Annotated in this window: 19 protein-coding genes and 12 tRNA genes; 25 read left to right on the plus strand and 6 right to left on the minus strand. The window is 41.7% G+C overall.

Going from position 1 to position 21,881, the window contains the following annotated elements; translation table 11 throughout:
• Positions 1-57 precede the first annotated feature (57 nt).
• Positions 58-489 carry a LexA family protein gene (locus ACFS6H_RS06555; protein WP_386096484.1) on the minus strand — a complete coding sequence of 144 codons (432 nt, stop codon included), beginning with the start codon at positions 487-489 and terminating at the stop codon, positions 58-60.
• A 200-nt stretch (positions 490-689) separates the two neighbouring features.
• Here ACFS6H_RS06555 and ACFS6H_RS06560 point away from each other — a divergent pair, with 200 nt between their 5' ends.
• The 3 genes from ACFS6H_RS06560 (at position 690) to ACFS6H_RS06570 (ending at position 4,419) form a co-directional block, all read left to right on the plus strand.
• Entirely contained in the window at positions 690-1,304 is a 615-nt protein-coding gene (locus ACFS6H_RS06560) for a 2'-5' RNA ligase family protein (RefSeq protein WP_386096486.1), read from the plus strand.
• 222 nt (positions 1,305-1,526) lie between these two features.
• Positions 1,527-3,113: an FMN-binding glutamate synthase family protein gene (locus ACFS6H_RS06565; protein ID WP_386096488.1), complete on the plus strand. Its 1,587-nt coding sequence runs from the start codon at positions 1,527-1,529 to the stop codon at positions 3,111-3,113.
• 169 nt (positions 3,114-3,282) lie between these two features.
• A complete protein-coding gene (locus tag ACFS6H_RS06570; RefSeq protein ID WP_386096491.1) occupies positions 3,283-4,419 on the plus strand; it encodes a PA0069 family radical SAM protein in 1,137 nt (378 codons plus the stop codon).
• A gap of 48 nt (positions 4,420-4,467) precedes the next feature.
• Here ACFS6H_RS06570 and ACFS6H_RS06575 read toward each other — a convergent pair whose 3' ends face one another.
• A complete protein-coding gene (locus ACFS6H_RS06575; protein WP_386096493.1) occupies positions 4,468-4,893 on the minus strand; it encodes an META domain-containing protein in 426 nt (141 codons plus the stop codon).
• A 1,188-nt stretch (positions 4,894-6,081) separates the two neighbouring features.
• Between ACFS6H_RS06575 and ACFS6H_RS06580 the strand changes: the two genes are divergently transcribed.
• From ACFS6H_RS06580 to ACFS6H_RS06655, 16 genes are all read left to right on the plus strand, one after another.
• A complete protein-coding gene (locus ACFS6H_RS06580) occupies positions 6,082-6,219 on the plus strand; it encodes a hypothetical protein (protein WP_386096495.1) in 138 nt (45 codons plus the stop codon).
• A 117-nt stretch (positions 6,220-6,336) separates the two neighbouring features.
• Positions 6,337-6,409, plus strand: a tRNA-Pro gene (locus tag ACFS6H_RS06585).
• Between the two features lie 6 nt (positions 6,410-6,415).
• Positions 6,416-6,487, plus strand: a tRNA-Glu gene (locus tag ACFS6H_RS06590).
• Between the two features lie 75 nt (positions 6,488-6,562).
• Positions 6,563-6,634: transfer RNA gene (locus tag ACFS6H_RS06595), tRNA-Gln, on the plus strand.
• Between the two features lie 8 nt (positions 6,635-6,642).
• Positions 6,643-6,714: transfer RNA gene (locus ACFS6H_RS06600), tRNA-Asp, on the plus strand.
• A 355-nt stretch (positions 6,715-7,069) separates the two neighbouring features.
• A tRNA-Ile gene (locus ACFS6H_RS06605) sits at positions 7,070-7,142 on the plus strand.
• A 7-nt stretch (positions 7,143-7,149) separates the two neighbouring features.
• A tRNA-Met gene (locus tag ACFS6H_RS06610) sits at positions 7,150-7,220 on the plus strand.
• A gap of 5 nt (positions 7,221-7,225) precedes the next feature.
• Positions 7,226-7,298, plus strand: a tRNA-Arg gene (locus ACFS6H_RS06615).
• Positions 7,299-7,344: 46 nt separating this feature from the next.
• A tRNA-Lys gene (locus tag ACFS6H_RS06620) sits at positions 7,345-7,418 on the plus strand.
• A gap of 91 nt (positions 7,419-7,509) precedes the next feature.
• Positions 7,510-7,581: transfer RNA gene (locus ACFS6H_RS06625), tRNA-Asn, on the plus strand.
• Between the two features lie 94 nt (positions 7,582-7,675).
• A tRNA-Ser gene (locus ACFS6H_RS06630) sits at positions 7,676-7,759 on the plus strand.
• Between the two features lie 162 nt (positions 7,760-7,921).
• Positions 7,922-7,997 (plus strand) — tRNA-Phe (locus ACFS6H_RS06635).
• A gap of 3 nt (positions 7,998-8,000) precedes the next feature.
• Positions 8,001-8,071, plus strand: a tRNA-Trp gene (locus ACFS6H_RS06640).
• A 105-nt stretch (positions 8,072-8,176) separates the two neighbouring features.
• Entirely contained in the window at positions 8,177-8,911 is a 735-nt protein-coding gene (locus tag ACFS6H_RS06645; protein WP_386096497.1) for a hypothetical protein, read from the plus strand.
• A gap of 10 nt (positions 8,912-8,921) precedes the next feature.
• Entirely contained in the window at positions 8,922-9,407 is a 486-nt protein-coding gene (locus ACFS6H_RS06650) for a ribonuclease H-like YkuK family protein (RefSeq protein WP_386096499.1), read from the plus strand.
• Between the two features lie 94 nt (positions 9,408-9,501).
• Positions 9,502-10,578 carry an AAA family ATPase gene (locus ACFS6H_RS06655; protein ID WP_386096501.1) on the plus strand — a complete coding sequence of 359 codons (1,077 nt, stop codon included), beginning with the start codon at positions 9,502-9,504 and terminating at the stop codon, positions 10,576-10,578.
• Positions 10,579-10,641: 63 nt separating this feature from the next.
• Here the strand turns inward: ACFS6H_RS06655 and ACFS6H_RS06660 are convergent, their stop codons facing one another.
• From ACFS6H_RS06660 to ACFS6H_RS06670, 3 genes are all read right to left on the minus strand, one after another.
• Complete coding sequence (locus tag ACFS6H_RS06660) at positions 10,642-11,178, minus strand: DUF6799 domain-containing protein (RefSeq protein WP_386096503.1); 537 nt, start codon at positions 11,176-11,178, stop codon at positions 10,642-10,644.
• A gap of 91 nt (positions 11,179-11,269) precedes the next feature.
• Positions 11,270-12,457 carry a helix-turn-helix transcriptional regulator gene (locus ACFS6H_RS06665; RefSeq protein ID WP_386096505.1) on the minus strand — a complete coding sequence of 396 codons (1,188 nt, stop codon included), beginning with the start codon at positions 12,455-12,457 and terminating at the stop codon, positions 11,270-11,272.
• The gene (locus tag ACFS6H_RS06670; RefSeq protein ID WP_386096507.1) at positions 12,396-13,187 is read right to left on the minus strand and encodes a glucose 1-dehydrogenase; all 792 of its coding nucleotides are present in this window, start codon (positions 13,185-13,187) and stop codon (positions 12,396-12,398) included. Before ACFS6H_RS06670 ends, ACFS6H_RS06665 begins: the two co-directional genes overlap by 62 nt.
• A gap of 880 nt (positions 13,188-14,067) precedes the next feature.
• Here ACFS6H_RS06670 and ACFS6H_RS06675 point away from each other — a divergent pair.
• The 6 genes from ACFS6H_RS06675 to ACFS6H_RS06700 all read left to right on the plus strand — a co-directional run bounded on the left by ACFS6H_RS06675 (position 14,068) and on the right by ACFS6H_RS06700 (position 19,738).
• The gene (locus tag ACFS6H_RS06675; protein ID WP_386096509.1) at positions 14,068-15,168 is read left to right on the plus strand and encodes a slipin family protein; all 1,101 of its coding nucleotides are present in this window, start codon (positions 14,068-14,070) and stop codon (positions 15,166-15,168) included.
• Positions 15,169-15,268: 100 nt separating this feature from the next.
• A complete protein-coding gene (locus ACFS6H_RS06680; protein ID WP_386096511.1) occupies positions 15,269-15,814 on the plus strand; it encodes a hypothetical protein in 546 nt (181 codons plus the stop codon).
• A 216-nt stretch (positions 15,815-16,030) separates the two neighbouring features.
• Positions 16,031-17,485, plus strand: a complete 1,455-nt coding sequence (locus ACFS6H_RS06685; RefSeq protein ID WP_386096513.1) for an RtcB family protein — start codon at positions 16,031-16,033, stop codon at positions 17,483-17,485.
• A gap of 79 nt (positions 17,486-17,564) precedes the next feature.
• The gene (locus ACFS6H_RS06690) at positions 17,565-17,939 is read left to right on the plus strand and encodes an iron chaperone (protein WP_386096515.1); all 375 of its coding nucleotides are present in this window, start codon (positions 17,565-17,567) and stop codon (positions 17,937-17,939) included.
• Between the two features lie 119 nt (positions 17,940-18,058).
• Positions 18,059-18,775 (plus strand): hypothetical protein, encoded by a 717-nt coding sequence (locus ACFS6H_RS06695; RefSeq protein ID WP_386096517.1) that lies wholly within the window; start codon positions 18,059-18,061, stop codon positions 18,773-18,775.
• 3 nt (positions 18,776-18,778) lie between these two features.
• Positions 18,779-19,738 carry an MBL fold metallo-hydrolase gene (locus ACFS6H_RS06700; RefSeq protein WP_386096519.1) on the plus strand — a complete coding sequence of 320 codons (960 nt, stop codon included), beginning with the start codon at positions 18,779-18,781 and terminating at the stop codon, positions 19,736-19,738.
• 37 nt (positions 19,739-19,775) lie between these two features.
• Here ACFS6H_RS06700 and ACFS6H_RS06705 read toward each other — a convergent pair whose 3' ends face one another.
• Positions 19,776-21,245, minus strand: a complete 1,470-nt coding sequence (locus tag ACFS6H_RS06705; RefSeq protein ID WP_386096521.1) for an MATE family efflux transporter — start codon at positions 21,243-21,245, stop codon at positions 19,776-19,778.
• Between the last annotated feature and the right edge of the window lie 636 nt (positions 21,246-21,881).

Here is a 21,881-nt window from a genome sequence, read left to right on the forward strand (position 1 = left end):
ATCGTTCCGTTTGCTGCTCAGCTACCTTAACTTAAAACTCATCACTTATAACCGCTCTCATACTTTGTGAATGATGAACGTAACCACTCCCCACACCGAAAAATCGGTAAACTCACCCAGGTTGATCGGTTTGTAACGTTTATTCTCGGGTATTAAAAAAGCCGATGAAAAGTTTTTATGAAAGCGGCGTACCAATAACTCACCGTTCAGTATAGCCACAATCACTTTTCCGTTGGCTATTTTCAATGAACGGTCCACTATCAGTATATCACCTTCAAAAATGCCGGCTTCCTGCATGGCATCGCCTTTCATGCGAAAGAAAAAAGTGGCCGGTTTATTCCGGATCAGTTCTTCGTTCAGGTCAATGCCCCGTTCGGCATAATCATCAGCGGCTGCGGTAAAACCTGTGGCATTGGCCGTAGGTACCTGTTGCTGGTTAAATTGTTTACTGCCTTTATAGGCAGCACCATAAAAATCTTCTCCTTCCATGGGTAAAAATATTTATACATAAAGGTGCGTAAATATTTTGAAAAACTAAAATATTTAGTAATTTTATACTAAATAAAATAGCTAATGGCTCAAAGCCGCGGCTGGTCAAGGTTTTGTACCATCCTGTTCCTGCAGCTGAAGGGAGCGTCGCAACGAAGATGCCATGAAAAACAGCAGCCGGCAACATAAAACAAAAAATCATGCAACTGGAAGGCGAAAGTTTATTGAATTACCAGGTATATGAATACCTGCTGGTATTACACCCGCACGAAGCCCTGCAGCAACAGGTCATGCAGGAGAAAGAGGCATTTGCCAAAAACTACGAGGCCGCTCATGCCCGCTGGGGAAAGCCGCATCTTACCCTGGTTAATTTTTTACAATATGAAATGGTGCAGCCGCGCCTGGTACAAAGGTTACAGGCCATTGCTATGGCACAGGAACCTATCAAAATTGAGTTAAAAAACTATGGTAGCTTTCCCGCACATACCATCTATATAAATATAACATCCAAAGTGCCGGTACAAACACTGGTAAAAAATATTAGGACCAATGCCCAGCGTTTAATGAAGTTAAATGATGATAACAAACCCCATTTTATAATGGAGCCACATCTTACCATTGCCCGTAAACTCAAGCCCTGGCAATACGAAAAAGGCTGGCTGGAATACAGTCATAAAACCTTTACCGGCCGGTTTATAGCAACGGGTATGTTATTATTGCGGCGACCATTACATACCCAGCAATACGAACGGGTAAAAACTTTTCTTTTTGAACATACAACGGTGGCACAGGAACAGGGTAGTTTATTTGGATAAATACCCCTGGCATATGATTTATTTTTTTACTTTTTAATATATTCCCTATGACACAATACGAAATAATAAAATGGGTGATGGTCAACGGCATACCCTGGAATACGGGTTAAAGACCGGTAAATACAGGGCTGGTGTAATAATTTTGTTTTTTACTTTAGTTTATACCAAAACATTCGCCATCTTTGTCGTTTATTCCGATCCACATTTTTATACAGGATAGACATGAGAAAGCAGTTTGTCATTGTTTCAGCCGTTTTGTTAGTAGCAACCCTTTTGCTATCGATCTTTCTGAGTCCTTTTTGGTACCCGCTTTTTGTCATTGTACTGGGTTTAACCTTGCTGGGTTATTATGATATGTCGCAGCAAAAGCATGCTATCATGCGTATCTATCCCTTATTCGGGCGCTTACGTTATGTAATGGAAGAACTGCGGCCTAAAGTATACCAATATTTTATTGAATCGGATATTGATGGCCGCCCTTTAAACAGGGTAGACAGGAGCACCGTATACCAGCGTGCAAAAAAAGAAACCGATACCATGCCTTTTGGTACCCAGCTGGATGTGTATGCGGAAGGATATGAGTGGTTAAGCCATTCCATTGCGCCGAAGGATTTTGAAAAAATGGACCATGATCCAAGGGTATTGGTGGGCAATAAAGGTTGTACCCAGCCTTATTCCTGCAGCATTTTGAATGTATCGGCCATGAGTTATGGATCACTAAGCGGTAATGCCATTGAAGCTTTAAATGCCGGGGCACAGATCGGGGGCTTTGCCCACAATACAGGTGAGGGTGGCTTAAGCCCGGCACACTTAAAACATGGGGGCGATATTATCTGGCAGATAGGTACCGGTTATTTTGGTTGCCGGAACAATGAAGGTGGTTTTGATGCGGATAAGTTTACGGAGCGTGCTACTTTGCCCAATGTAAAAATGATTGAATTGAAAATTTCGCAGGGTGCCAAACCTGGGCATGGCGGTATATTACCCGCAGCAAAAAACACCCCTGAAATTGCCAAGATAAGAGCCATAGAGCCGCATACTACCGTGGCATCACCTCCCTTTCATTCGGCCTTTAAAACGCCGCGTGAGTTAATACTGTTCATTCATAAACTAAGAACCTTAAGCGGTGGTAAACCCGTGGGCTTTAAATTATGTATAGGTATTAAAAGTGAGTTTCTGGCTATCTGCAAGGCCATGATCGAACTGGATATTTACCCCGACTTCATTACCATTGATGGTGCGGAAGGCGGTACCGGTGCAGCTCCGCAGGAGTTTTCCAACTATGTGGGAGCGCCTTTGCTGGATGGACTGGCTTTTGCACAGAACATGCTGGTGGGACTGGGCATCAGGGAGCATATAAAGCTGGTGGCCAGCGGCAAGATCATTACCGGCTTTCACCTGGTACGTGCCATGGCACTGGGGGCCGATATATGTAACAGTGCCCGGGCCATGATGCTGGCTTTAGGTTGTATACAGGCATTGCAATGTAATACCAATAAATGCCCTACAGGTGTGGCTACACAGGATCCGTCATTATCCGTTGGACTGGTGGTAAGCGATAAAAAACAAAGGGTGGCCAACTACCAGCAACTGACCATTAAAAACTTTGTAGAATTAATGGGCGCTGCGGGTATCGATCATATGAGCCAGATCACCCGGTCGCATATTTACAGGCGTATATCATTGAACCAGATGCATACTTTTGAAGAAATATTCCCATCCGTAGAACCGGGTTCTATGTTACAGGGCAATATTCCCGAAAAATACCAGCGCGACTACCAAAATGCCTCAGCCGATAAATGGGCATAGCAAACTGAATACTCACTACTATCCTAAAATCCTAAATCTCAGATCTCAGATCTAAGATCTTAGATCTCATCTTACTTCCTCCTCGTTTACTTTAACTACCTGTAGTTTGGCTGCATTCTTTGTGGCCTGGCTCAGCGTGTTTTTATTTTTCACCTTTTAATTTTTTGTTATGCCGGTAAACGAAGCAGATCAATCCCCGAATAAACCCTTACAACAGGATCATTATAAAGTAAAAGTGGCCAACCCTTCAGAGGCTGATGTCTATAAGCTGGGCAGGGGCGCTCAATTCAACACGAAGAACCGTTTTTTAAAAGATGAACGGACCCGCGAACATATTGAAGGAATAGATGACTGGGAGGAAGCTAACCTGCCTACTCAATACATCGAACAACAATCAAAAACCATTGTCAATAAAGTAGAGAGCAAGGATGTAGGCATGGGGTATAGCATGAATCCCTATGCAGGATGCGAACATGGCTGTATCTACTGTTATGCCCGAAATGTGCATGAATACTGGGGTTACAGCGCCGGGCTCGATTTTGAGCAAAAGATCATTGTGAAAAAAAACGCTCCCGAATTACTGCGTAAATTTTTAATGCATCCCAAATGGGATGCTACGCCTATTATGTTAAGCGGTAATACCGATTGTTACCAGCCGGCTGAGCAGAAATATCGTTTGACCCGTGGTTTGCTGGAAGTGTGTAACGACTTTAACCAGCCCGTAGGTATACTGACCAAAAATTCCTGGATTCTCAAGGATAAGGATGTATTACAGGAAATGGCAAAAAAACAAATTGTCTCGGCCATGGTCTCTATCACTTCCTTTAACGAAGACCTGCGCCGTGCCATGGAGCCACGTACCACAACTGCGAAGCAAAAACTGAAAGTGATCAACGAGTTAAGCAGTGCAGGTGTACGTATGGGTATTATGATGGGCCCTATGATACCCGGTTTAAACGAACATGAAATGCAGCGTATAATGAAAGCAGCCGCTGATAACGGCGCTACATTTACGGCCTATACTTTTATTCGTTTAAACGGCGCTATCCAGTTCTTATTTCGCGACTGGTTGTATAAAAATTTTCCGGACAGGGCCGATAAAGTATGGCACCTGATAGAGCAAAGCCATGATGGAAAGGTAAACGATACCCGCTGGGGTGTGCGCATGCGCGGCGAAGGGGCCATTGCACAGATTGTAGCGCAGCAGTATAAGAAATACGGTAAACTTTATGGTATGAATGCCGAGGAATGGAGCCTGGATCAGTCCAAATTCAGAAGGCCGGGGCAGCAGACCTCCCTGTTTTAAAATAATGCAGGCTGATCATCTGATCAGCCTGCATTATGATTTTGCCGGTTATACTGCAGCAGTAAAATGTAATATAGCACCCTGGGCATTATAAATGGTCAGGTGATCGCCTTTGATCTCGTAACGCGTAGCGGTTTCCAGCAAGCGTAAAAAACTGTCTTCCGTTTTTTGTACGTCCTGGCAAAACATCTTCGTTGAAAAAACCTTGCTTACCGACAGTTTATTCCCGTCGAGGGTATAACTGCCTCCGAAATTATTACAACTACCGTTACCGCCTACACTTTGTTTGCTGTCATCAAACTTTATAAACGCACGGCTATTACTTACCTTGTTGTCTTTCCCGTTATCCGTAAAGCTGGTCAATACCCATTTGGTACTGGTCAGCGGCTGGGCCGTACCGCCTGCTTTTTTCCCGGTTGCACATGAAGTAATCACTAATAAAACTGCTAAAAGCATGGATAAATAAGTACGCATAAAATTATTTTTTTAAAAGATGAAGGAAGAAAAGAAATTACACAGGTAGTTTCCGTGTAAAATTAACTATTGTATTTCCTTTAACAATTCGGCAATTGGTATCTTTTATCATTCAAAGAGGAAGGGCATAAAAAAAGGGCTTGCATAGATATGCTGCCCCGTTTTAAAATCCAATATCCTATGAAAAACCAGTACAAGATTACTCTTAATTTTATTAATATGCAATACCACGAATGAGGTATTTTTTTTAACTGTTCTCCAATAGTTTTATAATTTTTTTAAAAAGTAAGCTGAAACCTTTGCTGGTATTGCATTTGGCTCAGGTCCTATTTTTTAATGTTGTAACGTGGAAATGGGGAAAAGTTTTTAATTTTTTTCTCACAATCGGTTACAATTATTCTTTTTTTTCTTTTTGCCTGGCTTTAGTCCGGGGGCTTCCATTAATTACTTTACTAAATACTTCGGGATTATATCCCATGCCATCTCCTGTATCGCTTTACCTGTGTAACCTATTTGCATAGTTTCAATAAGAGTGTGTCGCGGGCTTGTTTTTATCAAAAAATATTATTACGTATATGTATTGGCTGAATAATAAATTTTTGTTATGACAGTACTGGGTTAAGATAAATTTATAATTACAATTTTGCTAACCCCGAAAAATAATTTTAAAAAAACTTTCACAAAAATTTGGACACATCAGGAAAAAGTTTTCATCTTTGCAGGGCAAAACAAATTAAAACAGCAACATGCTACAGGTAAAATTACATATTGAATCGGCAAATCGCTTTAGTCCCATAGGTGACTATTGTATGATAAGCGGGGCATGTATGCTGCTGGATAAAATGTAACTACTACATCATTCAAATACAGACCCCGCAAGCGATTGCGGGGTTTTTTATTGGTTTTTCATGATAATGATCGTGGAAAAGATGGGTAGTATTGTTGCTTAATATAAAATGAAAATGATCGAACAACAATATCAGTTTAAAAAAGAGGTGAAGCATACTTGTTCACTGTTATCATGGTGTATCACATCAAATGGCAGTAGTATGCCCATAGGTGACCGTGAAAATAAATTCATTGACTGGCCGGAGTATATTCGAGCATAGGTATAGTTATACCTGTTTGAAAGCCCGGTCGTAAAAAAGACCGGGCTTTTTTTATGCCCGTTTAAAAAGGCAGGTAAATATGCAGTTTTTATTAATGGTATTGCTGGTGCATTTAATCGTCAGCAAGCTGAATGAAGTAAAACAAAAAAAAGAAACAATGGCTAACAGTAACGCATACGGATCAGGTGTGCATCCGGCTGAATTCCTGTTACGCTGAAAATAATTTGCAGAGGAGGAATGAGTATACCCCGTGAGATGCAGCGGGGATACTTTAAAACGACGTACCATTAAACCCAATATGAAAACAGTAGTGAAGCGTAAGCTTCACTCACTTATAGGAGCATTCCGATTGGCCGGATACTTCACCTGGAATGAAGAGGCTGCAGGTTCGAATCCTGTCTCCTATACTAAATGGTTTGTTCGTCTAATGGTCAGGACACAAGATTTTCATTCTTGTAATATGGGTTCGATCCCCATACAAACTGCGTACGGTTCGTTAATGTTACCGGGTATAATAACCTGGTGGCACAAAGAGTGTACAGCTCACACGGGCCGCAAACTGCCGGATAGTGTAACAGGCAACACACCAGTTTCTGAGGCTGGTATTCCCGGTTCAAATCCGGGTCTGGTAACAATAAATGGTTTGTTGGTGTAATGGTTAACATCACAGATTGTCGATCTGTTGCTACGGGTTCAATTCCCGTACAAACCGCATACGTTGGCATTAGCTTATCTGGTAAAGTACCACAGGGTGAATGTGGGGAACAGGGTTCGATCCCCGGTGTCAACCAGTGATTAAATAACAAAATTGATAATGTAGTCAGCTGCAGTACTGCTATCAGCTTTTGTTGCGTCGCACACTTGTGCTTCCTGTTCGCTGTTCAGCAAATGGTGAGCATATAAACGGCAGAAACTTAATACGGCCTGGTGTAATGGTAACATGTTCACTCCCCTTTCTTTCTGAGAGGTAAGTAGCGGGTGAAGGTATTCAGTTCAATTCTGAAGGTCGTACAGTAGTAATTTAATAATGAATTATTAATTCTTAATTATTCATTATTAATTAAAAATAACCTGTAGCTCAATGGTCAGAGCAGGAACCTTATACGTTCAAGGTTAACAGTTCAAATCTGTTCAGGTTAACAGGCAATGTGGTTTGGGGTAATGGTAACCCGGAAGTCTCATACGCTTCAGTTACAGGTTCGAATCCTGTAGCCGCGACAAAATGGTTCATGGTGCAATGGAGCAGCACACTTCACTACGAATGAAGAAACGGGAGTTCGAATCTCTCTGAACCAACAGGTAAATTATTAATTCTTAACTACTAATTATTAATTACATATACTGGCTCGTAGCTTAATTGTGCAGAGTATCCGGCTTTTAACCGGAGGGTTGTGAGTTCGAGTCTCACCGGGCCAACTAACATGAATGTCGCGCTGGCAGACTGGCTGTATGCACCCGGCTGCAAACCGGGAGAAAGAAGTTCGATTCTTCTGCGCGACTCAGAAACGGATGAATAGCTCAATGGCAGAGCAGTTGCCTGTTAAGCAACAGGTTGAAAGTTCGAATCTTTCTTCATCCGCAACAGGTGAGTACACCAAAGCCGGAGGTTTGGGCCCGACTGTAAATCGGGTGCTTAACGGCATAGTAAGTTCGAATCTTACTACTCACACAAAGGAGAGGGTCCGGTTGGTCGAGGAAGCTGTCTTGAAAACAGTGGGTCCTTATCAGGCTCAGGGGTTCGATTCCCTTCCTCTCCGCAATAATAATAGGGAGAGCTGGCAGAGTGGTATGGCACTGGCTTGCTAAGCTGAGGTTGGGATAACACCCAGGCAGGTTCGAATCCTGCGCTCTCCGCAGTTTGCAATAAATGAATTCGATGATGAGGATTAGTGATCAGTCAATATTTATGGCAAACAAATGGTGCTTTGGCAGAGATGGTTCTATTTGCATTGGTCTGAAGAGCTAAAGATCAGGGTTCGATTCCTTGGAGCACCACAGATGGGTTTGGTATAATGGTATTACGGCGGATTCCAAAACCGCTGATGCAGGTTCGATTCCTGCAACCCGTGCAACAATAAAATAATAAACATGAAAAGGAATTTACAGTTCATAATGAGCAATAGGAAAATGCCATCATGGCATTACAGTTTTCGAACGGAACCAATTAAAGCATTATGGACACAAAACTTATTAAAACATTTGGAGAAGACATTCTTCAATACCGGTTACGTACTGCCCGGCAAAAAAAGAGAATGCAGTACGAGGATTTTGATAAATACTTAATTCAGTTACATAAGGAGCAAAAAGCATTGTATCTGCAACGTTGGCAGCTCGGTTGGGAATTATTAAACCCTCCGGTGCAACAGGGTTGGAAACGGTATTTTGTACTGCGGGAAGATGTGATGAATAATAAACATGCTGAGTTTTTTACATCGATTTTAAAAAAGATAAATACAGTGCATTACAGCTGGAAAAAAGATTTCACTGTAAAACGTAAAAAGTTTGGCCGTAAAGTATATGTGGTCAGGCAACAAGGACTATTAGAGCCGGATGAGCTACATTTTAACAGGCTGGGTTTTACTGAAGCAGAGAAACAAATGTTTTATGCTTATTTCTGTATGGATAGTAGCGGTAAATCATACTTACGCTATGCCTTTGTTGAACCCTGGCGTTTTGTACTGGTAGTAAAGCCGCATATCATTTACAAGGTTAGAAAAATGGATGCAGCCATCAATAAACGGATTGCGGAGATAGATAATTATTTAAAGCGAAATGACTACGAAAAACGGCAACAAAAAATTATAGGCGGGAAATATAGGTATTATCATTTTGTTGATAAAGATATTCCGAATAATGATTTTAAAAACAAACCGGTTACAAGGATAATAGACATGATCAAAGAAACATAAAACTAAAACAATGGAACAGCAGCAACAGTGGCGGAAATTAAATGGCCAGCGTATCAGGATACCGATTACAGCAGAAATTACAAATGCCTTGCAACGCGAGCACGAAGCAGGTCATGCGTTAAAAGTATGTATAGGCACCGATAGCCAGGTAAAGGGCCGGCTGGTAGAATTTGCTACTGTTATTGTATTTGTGCGTAAAGGTAAAGGTGGTTTTATGTATATACACAACGAATACGAGCACAGGCACATGCCGGTGAAAGAACGTATGTTGATGGAAGTGAATAAGAGTGTGGCGGTGGCGTATGAATTGTCAGGTGTCTTTTCCCGGTTTAATGTGGACCTGGAATTACACGTGGACATTAATACCAATCCAAACTTTAAAAGTAACGATGCTTTAAAAGAAGCGATGGGTTATATCATGGGAATGGGTTTTGCCTTTAAAGCTAAACCTGATGCCTTTGCCAGTAGCAGCTGTGCCAATAAAGTGGTGCAATAATTAATAAAAGTAAAAAAGGAATATTATGGTAACTCGTGTAATGAAATAGTAAATACTGACAACAAATGTTATTTACTATTTTAAAAAATTAATCATGGACAATTTATTTACACAAAAGGTAATGAATGCCAATGAACTGTTTTCAGATTCATTTATTGATTCGAAAACATTGTTCCTGTATTGCTTTAATACCTTGCCCAGCATCAATTTTGTCAATTATGTAGACGGGGAAAAAGCGTTTGCAGCAATAAGAGAAAAATATGCAGGCAGCATCCAGAATATTCATACCACCAGGTGGTATAAACGGAATAAAAGGAAATTCCAGTTTGATAAAACAATTCTTATTTTTAAACAAAACATACTGGTGGAGCTGGACGATGACTATTGCGAAATTCTGCACGACGGTTGCCGGGCGGAATTAGTAGAGGAAATAGCCACACTGGTTTTACAGTTCAAGGAAAAACAGCGGAGACAGCCGTTGGAGATCAACCTGATTGTACAAAGCCGTAACAGGCTGGAATTAAAGGCAATGGAAATAAAACGTACAAAGCTAGATCTGGACCTGTTTTACGAGGACGATTTTAAAGCGGTGGATACGACCATCCAGCAGCGGTTAAAAAAGAATAATGATAAAGGTATAGTGCTGTTACACGGGTTACCCGGAACAGGTAAAACAACTTACCTGCGTTACCTGGTAGGCCGGTTAAAAAAAAGGGTATTGTTTCTTTCTCCTTCGGTGGCGGGTAATTTAATGAATCCCGACTTTATTGAATTGTTGATTGACAATCCGAATACGGTTTTGATCATTGAAGATGCCGAAAATATCATCATGGATCGTAAACATAACAGCAGTTCCTCCGTTTCTAACCTGTTGAATATTTCGGATGGCCTGTTAGCCGATTTTTTAAATGTACAGCTGATCTGTACTTTTAACAGTGAACTTACATTGGTGGATAAAGCCCTGCTGCGAAAGGGCCGGTTAATTGCCCGGTACGAATTTGGTAAACTTGGTATTGCGAAATCGCAGGCCTTAAGTAAACACCTGGGGCATAGCAGGGTTATCACTAACCCGATGACCATTGCCGAGCTGGCTAATCCGAACGAACAAACAGAACCTGTTAAACAGGCTGAAATAATCGGGTTCAGGATTATGGAGCAATTGACAAATTAACAGACGGCGTAAAATAAAAGATCCGGCCTTTGGCCGGATCTTTTATTGTTATCACTAAGAAGGTTATAATTTTTTCTTCAGATCTTCTTTTGCTTTTTGTACACCGGCGTCTACTTTCTCAGCAGTTTTCTCCGCACCATCTTTAATTTTTTCGCCGGTCTCTTTTACACCGTCTTTAATTTTCTCACCTGTTTTTTCAGCGCCTTCTTTCACTTTATCGGCGGCATCACTTACGCCTTCTTTAGTAGCCTCCCAGGCATTGGCCACTTTTTTGCCGGTATTGTCGATGAACTCACCTACAGTGGTTACTTTCTCGCCTTCTTTTAATTGAATGGTTTTATCACCTTTTTTCACTTCACCGTTTACAGTGATCACCGTTCCGTCGGCCAGGGTAATATCTTTTTCTACCAATACCCATTCGCCGTTTTTATAAATGTATAATTTGCTTTCTTTCCAGGTTAAATCGCCATCGGCACTGGTGTAAGTAGCGGTTACCTCTTTTGCTTTCAGGGTATCGTCAGCAGTTGTTTTGTTTTCTGCCTCATTGTTACAGGCTGTAAATACGGTGGCAAATACAGCAATTGCAAGAATCTTTTTCATTTGTAGCTTTTTGTGTTTTAAATATTGAATGCAAATCTAGTGTTTTTTAATTTGCGCTGTTGTACAGCGAAAAGAATGCCAAACTCCGGTTTTATGGGTATTCAGCACCGTACATCAGGTTCATCAGCCTTATCTTCTTACTTACACTGCGCACCAGCGAGGCAGGACTGAGTATTTTCAGTCCATTTCCAAAGCCGAGTAATTCTCTTTCCAGCTCCAGGTTGGGGATCACTTTTAACTGGAAAAGCACCCCCTCCTTATTCTTTTCCAGTATTTCCTGGGAATGGTGCAGGGGTTTGGTAATAATATAGGGCGCCTGGTGATGATCGGTAAAAAACTTTACCGTTACCGGCTTTTGACCCGGGCTGCGGGATACGCCAATAATATCATCAAAATGTGTCTGGGCATCAAAATCAGTGCTGGTCCTGAATTTTTCATCCGGCCTGGGTTCAATTTTTTGTATACGGTCAAGGGCCAGGGTAAGTAATTGTTTATCTTTTTTATGCATTCCCAGTAAAAACCAGCGGTTGCGGTATTCTTTCAACAGGTAGGGATAAAAAACCAGCTCGCCCGCCTGCCTGGCTTTAAAAGATTGATAGGTAAGAAGGAGCGTATTCTTCTCAATGATATGTTTATACAGTACGTCCAGCCATTGCAGCCCGGTTAACAATTCGTTTTTCTCAAAATCTATCACGGGGTTCTGGTGATGCTGTTCACTGTATATCTTGTCCTCCAGTTTACTGATCATTTCATTTACCTCCGTAAAATGATTGAAACCTTTGAACTGGCGAAGCAGGTGCGATACTTCCTGCAGGGTATTCAGGTCCTGTGAGGTAAGGGGGATATTGGTGATGGTATAATCCGGGTCTTCATAGGTATAATACTTTTTATCGATTACAACAATGGGCGCATTATAACCTAATTGTTCGCTGCGCATAGCATTCAGGTCCAGGCGGATGGTACGCAGGCTGATCGGTTTATCAATACCCTCATATTCATACAGGGCTTCGGTACAGGCGTCTATCAGGTCGTCGATGGTCCATTTACGTCGCCTGTTCTGTAAGCACTTGTCAATGGTACGATAGCGGATCAATGCGTTCCTGTTTACCGGCATGGGATTTTTCTTTTGGCGGAAATTAGGACAATATTTTAAATTAAAGGGTAACAAAAAGCCCGTATCCCTCAGGGATACGGGCTTAATTGAACGGCTAACAGGTTTATACATTTCCGTATACCTCGGACTGGCCACCGTCAATAGCGATGGTCTGCCCGCTGACATAGGAAGCGTCATCACTTAATAAAAATACCACCACTTTGGCCACTTCCTCCGGCAGGCCCAGGCGTTTGGTAGGGTTGGCTTTGGCGTACTCGGTCTCCGCAGTTTTAGGATCATCCGGGTTGATCTGTTTAAATGCCTCAGCTACCATCGGTGTTAAGATAGCACCCGGTGCTATGGCATTGGCGGTAATGCCATACCGTCCGTACTCCAGGGCCACGTTTTTGGTCATGCCCGATACGGCATGTTTACTGGCCACATAAGGTGTCTGGTTCAGTACACCACGGATGCCGCCAACGGAAGCCACATTCACAATACGGCCATAATTTTTTTGCTGCATGATTGGTATAATATAACGCAGGCCATAGTAAACCCCCATCAGGTTAATATCAATCACTTTTTTAAATACGTCCAGGTCGTAACTGTCCAATGGTGCCTGGCGGCCTTCAATGCCTGCATTATTATAAAACCCGTCAATAGTACCGAAAGTTTCTACCGTTTTGGCCACATAGGCTTTTACCTTGCTTTCGTCGGATACGTCGGCTGCAAAACTGATCACTTTTACATCTGCCGCTGCTTTTTTAACCGCGGTAACCGCTTCTGATAATTTTTCTTCATTATAATCTACCAGCATCAGGGAAGCTCCCTCTTTTGCTGCTTCAATAGCAGTAGCCAAACCTAATCCCATACCTGCACCGGTAATAACTACCACTTTGTTCGCTAACTTTTTCATAATTGCAATATTTGATGAATAATTTATTTCAATACTTAAAGTAAACACATTTCCGGCACCTAAATAATGATGTAAGTCAATGTTTAGGTTGATCTGCCCTAGTTGGAAACTATACATGATCCTGCTATTACTCTTACATAAAAAGCCTTAGTAAGAGAGGTTTTTCAAAAAAGTGAAAAATATTTTTTACTGTGCATAAAGATTGCACAGTTGTTTCTGAAGTTTGTATTGTCAAACACAAAAACAGTTCTTAAACATATTTTCCTTATTGGAATAAAAAGCTTGCTTAACGGCAAGACGATATATGCCTGTTGTACATAAACCAGGTTAATGTTTCCGAGAATCATGACAGTGCAGGCGTAGTAACTACCTGTATGCTGTTATTACAAGAGTACATATATCGCCATAACCTGTCGGTCGGGGGTTCGATTCCCTCTCTCATTAGTGGGATAGCTCAGGGGTCAGAGCAACAGACAAGCTGCGGGTTCGAGTCCCGCCCCGGGTAAAACCGGGTAGCTCAATGGGTAGAGCAATACACTGATAATGTATCGTTAAGAAGTACGCCGCTTCTCAAATGGCGACATTCCAATAAAGCCGGGTTTAACATGCCTGCAGCAGACTATACCTACCGGTGAAACATACGGAGGTATAACAACGGGGGCCGTAATGCACCAGTTGGGTTGAGCTGCAGCTATTTTACAGCCTGCAACCTGGTGTTCCGTTTATAGCGGCTTTTAGTTAACAAACAATACTCTATTGTCGTTGGATAATACAGCTTGTTTTACAACATATAGCTTACATAAACGTATACCCGGTTCCGCTAAAGGATAGCGGTGTGTTAAACAGGCTTTATTATTAATTAAGATCAAAAACAAGTAATATGAGAAAGGTAAAAGTAAATGCCTACCAGGTAGGTTTGGTTTTTAAAAATGATGTATACCAGCGTGTGGTAACAGAAGGCAATTATTGGTTCTGGAAAAGAGAAAAGGTACAATTATTTGATATTACCAAACCATTTATAGCGCCGGTAGAGCTGGATATATTATTGCAGGATGAAGCTTTGGCAGCTATGCTGGATATTATAGAGGTAAAAGATAATGAAATTGCCTTACAGTATGAAAATGGATTATTGAAAGCGGTATTGACTGCCGGACGTTATGCTTACTGGAAATCAGTGATCAACCGTTCCTATATTGTTGCGGATATCAGTAAGCCTGTTATCCCGGATACTATAGACCGTGCTTTATTAAGTAAAGCTCCGCTAAGTGGCTGGGTACGTAACAGCGAAGTTCAGAGCTTTGAAAAAGCCTTGTTATTTGTGGATGGTAAGTTTGTACAGCAACTGGAGCCAGGTACGTATTACTGGTGGAAGAATAGTATTTCTATCCAGGTAGGAAAAGTGGATACCCGTCAGCAGCAGCTGGAAATAAATGGCCAGGAAATACTGACCAGGGATAAAGCGGCTTTACGTATTAATGCATGGGCCCAATACAAAGTGGTGGATATTGAACAGGCTTTGTTGTATAACAAGGAGTATGACAAACAATTATACGTAGCTTTTCAATTAGCCATGAGGGAGTATATTGCCGGCTATGCTTTTGATGAGTTACTGGATAAAAAAGAAAGCATTGCCCCTTTTGTAATGGAGAAAGTAAAGGAACAGGCGGCACAATTAGGAGTACAGGTAAGTGATTTTGGTATCCGTGATATCATATTGCCAGGCGATGTGAAAGATATTATGAGCCAGGTTTTGGTAGCGGAGAAAAAAGCACAGGCCAATAGTATCATGCGTCGTGAAGAAACTGCCAGCACCCGCAGCCTGTTAAACACTGCCAAACTGATGGAAGACAATGCCATGTTATGGAAACTGAAGGAAATGGAATATGTAGAGAAAATTGCCGATAAGATCAGCAATATCAGCGTAAGCGGAAATGGTATGCTGGTCGACCAGTTGAAACAGCTGTTTGTACGCGATAAATAGTCTTACATCCGGTACGGTTATAGTGCCGGATGTTTTTTCTTTGGTTAAAAACTAATAACTAGTAGTATATTGGAGATAGTCAAAATAATAATTCTTTAGGATGGCAAGATCAAGACATTTTTTAGTTTCGAATTTTCTAAGCGGCGTAACTGCCGCTCATAATTTACTAGCAGATGTAATCGAATCAAAAACATCTTTCATTGAACAAGTTTGTTTATCTGCAACTTTAATTGATGGGCTTCTTCGACTATCACTTGTGATGAAGAATCAAATAGAAACAGGGAGTGCAATCGTAGACCCAATGCTTTTGTTTCAAGGAAAAAGGCAGAAGAAATACATATCTGAAAGAGACATTTACAAAAAGGCAAGAAATATTAAAATAATCTCAAAGGAGGTAGAATACAAATTAAATATCCTTTATAATAAAAGGAACGTCATTGTTCATCGTTATCTGATAAGCGATATTAAAACAAGTGAAGTTATTCGAACTGCCCAGCAGTATATTAATATTTACTTAAGAATTAAAAAGGCACATCGAATTATTCATGACAAACTTGTACGCGATAATATTGGAATGGCAAAGTTTTTTATTAAGAATCCAACGGATCAGCATTTTTATGAGCAAATGATGAGGAAACATCTGTAAAAAAATATTGGTGTTTTATCAGGTTTATTCATTTCTCTTTAGAGTGTGTAGGATGTAAACTCTGCTGCTAAGTCAGTTAATTAGCGAACCGAACCCCGAACGGACGTTGCAACATCAGCCCAATCAAGGTATAAAAGCCGGTAAATAAAAAATATTTATGCTGTGCAAAAAGATTACACAGTTAGGTAAGAGATTTGTGTTGTTAAAGAAAATGATATGAGCAAGTTAAAGTTAACAGGAAAGGATTTAAGAGGCATCGGGTACCCGGAAGGGCCGGTGATAAGCGTTGCCATGACGGTGATGCAAAAGCATTATAAACATGAAGCGAAGGAGGATGTGATGGCATTATTACAAAAAATATTGGCTGCACCGGTAGAGTATGAAAACGATGCGGTGCTGGGATTAATTGCCGAAAAATTAATTCCGAAGAAAGATTTACTGGATGGCGAAAGTATTTCGCTGAACCAAAGCGGGATACAATTTAATGTATTCGGACAGGAACATATTGAAGAAGGAGCCATGCACCAGATGTACCAGGCAGCTAAATTACCTGTATCGGTGGCCGGGGCTTTAATGCCCGATGCGCATAGCGGTTATGGCTTACCTATTGGTGGTGTACTGGCTACTGATAACGCGGTTATACCCTATGGTGTGGGCGTGGATATCGGGTGCCGTATGTGTTTGAGCATTTTTGATATTAATCCGAAAGAGTTGACCGATAAGGAATCCTATTTTGCCAGGGAATTAGGAGAAGCTACTTTATTTGGTAGCGGTGCCCAGTTTGACCGTGCAGCTAACCACGATATTATGGACCATGCATTATTTTATACTTTGCCGTTGCTGAAACACCTGCATGGCCGTGTATGGAAACAACTGGGTACATCCGGCTCGGGTAATCACTTTGCTGAGTTTGGTATTATTGAAGTAAAAGAAAAGGATGCGGTATTAGGCGTACCTGCCGGCCACTACGTGGGATTTTTAACCCATTCCGGAAGCCGTGCGCTGGGTGCCAATATTGCCAACCATTACACTAAAATTGCCATCAGCAAACGCCGTTTGCCACAGGATGCCAAAAACCTGGCCTGGCTGTCACTGGACGAGCAGGAAGGTATTGAATACTGGAATGCCATGAACCTGGCCGGTGATTATGCTTCAGCCTGTCACCATGTGATACATGATAAGATAGCGAAACAGTTAGGCCGTAAGCCGGTAAAGATGGTGGAGAACCACCACAATTTTGCCTGGAAAGAAATATGGGAAGGACGCGAAGTGATCGTACACCGTAAAGGGGCTACACCGGCGGGTAAAGATGTGCTGGGTATTATACCGGGCTCGATGACTGCTGACGGCTTTATTGTAAAAGGTAAAGGTGAGTCGGCTTCCGTGAACTCAGCATCGCATGGTGCCGGGCGTAAAATGAGCCGTACCCGTGCCATTGCCTCTGTTACCGATAAACAGTTTAAAGAAGAACTGAAAAAGTTTGGCGTTACATTATTAGGTGGCGGATTGGATGAATCACCCTTTGCCTATAAGGATATTAATGTGGTGATGCAATCGCAGACTGCCCTGGTGGATGTAGTGGGTAGGTTTACCCCGAAAATTGTAAAGATGGATGGGGCCAAGCATAGAAACTGGAGTAAGAAAGAACGTCCTGATATAGTGGGCGAGTAGTACAAAAGCAGTATACAATAGTATGCTGCTTTTTTTGTGCATGTATTTTAATACATTAGCAATACCAAAAACGGAAATGATGAAGCCTGTACCAGCATCAGTAGATGCCTATATTGAAAGCTTTACAGCAACTATACAAGCGGTTTTACAACAGGTGAGGGGTGTGGTAAAAGCTGCTGCAGCTGACGCAACAGAAGAAATAAGTTATGCCATGCCCGCTTATAAAATAGGTGGTAAACCGGTTGTTTATTTTGCCGGTTATAAAACACATATCGGCTTTTACGCCACACCAACCGGCCATGCTGCTTTTGAAAAAAAACTGGCAAAGTATAAACAGAGTAAGGGCTCAGTACAGTTTCCGCTAAGTGAGCCTATGCCATTAGAGCTGATCGCAGATATTACCAGGTTTCGGGTAAAAGAAGTAAAAGCACAATTGAAAGCTAAAAAGAAGTAACCAACCATGTAAAAAATAACGGGTAAAAGCAATAGTATTAATTATTGTATATTTGGTATACAGGATAACCACCACGAGTTAAATAGTTGAAAACAATTTTGTTCACTAAAACCCGTGATATGAAACACACATTGCTTGTTATGCTCGCCGGCAGCATACTCCTCTTTAGCTGCAACCCCCGTTATTACATGCCTAATACCCACAACGTTCCCTTACTCACGCAGAAAGGCGAAACAAATATTACTGCCTCCGGTGCCGAAGGACAGTATGAACTGCATGCCGCACATGCTGTGTCCAACAGCATCAGTATTATGGCAAATGGCGGTTTATTTAAACCGGCCGAAATGGATAACGGTGACCGGGGTTCGGGGAATTTTGTTGAACTGGGAGGAGGGTATTATAAACCATTCAACAATAACCTGGCGTTGGAAACCTTTGGCTTATTAGGGTTTGGTAGTATGGAAAACCGTTTTCCCTCTACAGTGGATGCAAATCCCGGAACAAAAGGGGATATATCCGCCAATATTTTCCGCTATGGCTTACAGGCTAATTTCGGCTATAAGACAAAATACTTTGAAGCCGCTGTTTCTGCAAGATTTCTCAATCTTTTATACAACAATATAAAAGGTGACCTGATCTACGGAGGTGAAAACCAGGTGGCTTATTTAAAAGATAATAAAAGTAACTTTTTGTTTGAGCCGGCCTTAACAATAAGGGGTGGTTTGGAAAGATTAAAACTGCAGCTACAGTTTGGCGGATCACTTAACTTAACGAATGACGATTTTTTTCAGGAGAACTCTTTCATTACTTTTGGTATTAATTTTAATATCAGGTAATATATGATCTTAATTAGAAGATGGGTACTGTTAACTGTATTGAGTTTACATGCCCATTTTTTATTGGCACAAACGGCTTTTACCGTTATTCCGTTAGGAACAAAAGGCGGTAGCGACGAGAGTAACTTATCGGCCTACCTGGTTGCACCGAAAGGACAGCAAAATTTTTTGTGCCTGGATGCAGGTACTGTTTATTATGGTTTACAGAAAGCGGTTGCTAATAAACAAATAGCCGGTTCTAATACTGCCGCAGTACTAAAGAATAATATCAAAGGATATTTTATTTCACATGGTCACCTGGACCATGTAGCGGGCCTTATCATTAATTCGCCGGAAGATACTGCCAAACCCATTTATGCTTTACCGGAAGTAATAAAAGTATTACGGGAGAAATATTTTACCTGGGATAGCTGGGCTAATTTTACCAATGAAGGGGAACCACCTTTGTTAAAGAAATACAGTTATAAACGCCTGGATTCTATCAATGAAATAGATATTGAGGGGACTGACATGCAGTTAAAAGCTTTTGAGTTATCACATGTAAATCCGCAGAAAAGTACGGCAGCGCTTATACGGCATAAAGAACAATACATACTGTACCTGGGCGATACCGGTGCTGACCGGGTAGAACAATCAGATAAATTATACCAGTTGTGGCAAAACATAGCGCCTTTAATTGATCAGCGTAAATTAAAAGGGATACTGATTGAAGTATCTTTCCCCGATAGCCAGCCCGAAAATTTATTATTCGGTCATTTAACCCCACAACTGTTGATGCAGGAGTTGACCGTTCTTTCAAAAATGTGTAAACGTAATAATGCTTTAAAAGATTTACCGGTAGTTATTACCCACATGAAGCCTAAAAGCAATAATGAACAGGTAATAAAAAAGGAACTACAACAGCAGAACAAGCCGGGTGTTAAACTTATTTACCCGCAGCAGGGCAAAGCCTTACAGTTCTAAACCTATCCTCATTGTTGTAGTTCCCGTTACATGGTTATTATACCTTCACCGTTTTCCATTTACCCCTTCTGAATAAAATAAAGGAGGCAATAGTAATTAAGGTTTCTGCCACCGGTATAGCAATAAAAACACCGGTGGGGCCGAGTTTCATGGTCACCGCCATAAAATAGGCAAAGGGTATCTGGAATATCCAGAAGCCGAAGAAGTTCACAATGGTGGGTGTCCAGGTATCTCCGGCGCCATTAAAGCTGTTGAGTAAAACCATCCCTATACCATAAAAAACATAGCCCACACTTACAATATGCACGGCCTCGGTAGCATAAGCCCTTACGCCTGCATCTTCGGTAAACAGCGATACATACCAGTTGCCACCTACAAAAAACAGGACGGTAACAATGGCCATAAAAATAACATTGTATTTCATGGTGATCATTACAGACTGCTGGGCACGGTCAATTTGTTTGGCACCCAAATTCTGACCAACCAGGGTTGCAGCTGCATTGCTTAAGCCCCAGGCCGGTAAAATAAAGAACATCATTAAACGTAAGGCTGTCTGGTAACCGGCCGATCCGGCATCGGTGGTAATCAGCTCTCCGCCATGCTCGATCATTACCTGGCCGGCAGTGCTGGTAGTGGCTACCAGCCGGGCCAAAACCAGCCAGCTGCAGGAGGCAATAATAAACTGTAAAGTAGCAGGGGCCGATAATTTTACCAGTGACCGTATAATAGGCAAATGTATTTTCCAGTGATGTGGTCTGATCCTGATATTATGTTTGCCGCCAAACATATGGTATAACTGGTAACATACACCAATACCGCGTCCGATAGTAGTAGCCCATGCCGCCCCATTCAAACCCAGTGCGGGTATAGGGCCTAAACCGTTTATGAGTATGGGACATAGAATGATATTACAGATATTGGCCAGCATTAAACTTTTCATGGCCATGGCCGCATTACCAGCGCCCCGGAAAATACCATTGATCAGGAACAGTAACATAATGATGATACCGCTGCCCATCATGATCTGTACGAACTGTTTGCCGGCTGTGGCATTTGCTTCACTGGCTCCCATGGCCAACAGGATATCTTTGGCATAGATCATACCCATGGCACTGAGCAGGATGGTGATGCTGCTGGCCAGTAATAATATCTGGGCCGCGGTTTTCGTGGCGCCTTCATTATCCTTCTCCCCAATACGGCGGGCCACCATAGCCGTAGCAGCCATGCTCATGCCCATGGCAATAGAGTAAATGATCGTGATCACCGACTCGGTCAGGCCAACAATTTGCAAGGCCTGGCTGGCATTGGGCAAATGGCCTACAAAATAGGTGTCTACAAGTGCAAATATCGATTCCATCACCATCTCCAGTGTCATGGGGATGGCCAGTAAAATAACGGCTTTACGCAGGTTGCCCTGGGTATAATCCATTTCTTCGCCTTTTAAGGCCTTTATAATTACCGACACCAAACGGGATACCTTATTGGTAGCGGGTTTCTCTGCTAACATAATGATCAATAAATTAAACGTAAATAAAGCAGGTAACGGGGCTGTTACCCAATAACAAACAAGCAATATAAAACGGGTCCTGGTTTACAATGGAGCGAACCCTAAAAAACTTTCATGGTTTCTGATTTGATGCTGCAAAACTACTGCTTGTTCCCGAAACCGCCATATTTTTTATACAGGCAATACCGGTTAAAATAATTGGCTAACAGTAAATACTCCGTTTCTGCGAGCATTTTTACAAATGTAAAGGAGGATTTGCGACAATCAGCAGTGTCTTTTCTGCGTAATCTAAGGGGTAAATTAGCTGGCTTTGTGTATGTGCGCTGTGATTAAAAAGAAAGCCGGTGTAGACACACCGGCCGTAAAAACAACTGTTTGCTATGGAAAATCTTTACCCTTTGGGGGCTGAGAATTGTGTTAATAATTGACTGCAAATATAGTGGTAAAATATTAGTCTACTAAAATAATAGACTAATATTTTTATATTAATTTTTTGACAGGATAAATGTACTTCGGCATAGCGCTATCAGGGTTCCGATTAATAGAAAAAACCTTACGGTATCAGAAATTTACAGGGGCATGAAAAAGCCTGCAACAATAGCTGCAGGCTAAGGAATAAGGAGTATGGCTTCTGGG

Source organism: Terrimonas rubra (assembly GCF_042686025.1).
GTDB classification, from domain to species: Bacteria; Bacteroidota; Bacteroidia; order Chitinophagales; family Chitinophagaceae; genus Terrimonas; species Terrimonas rubra.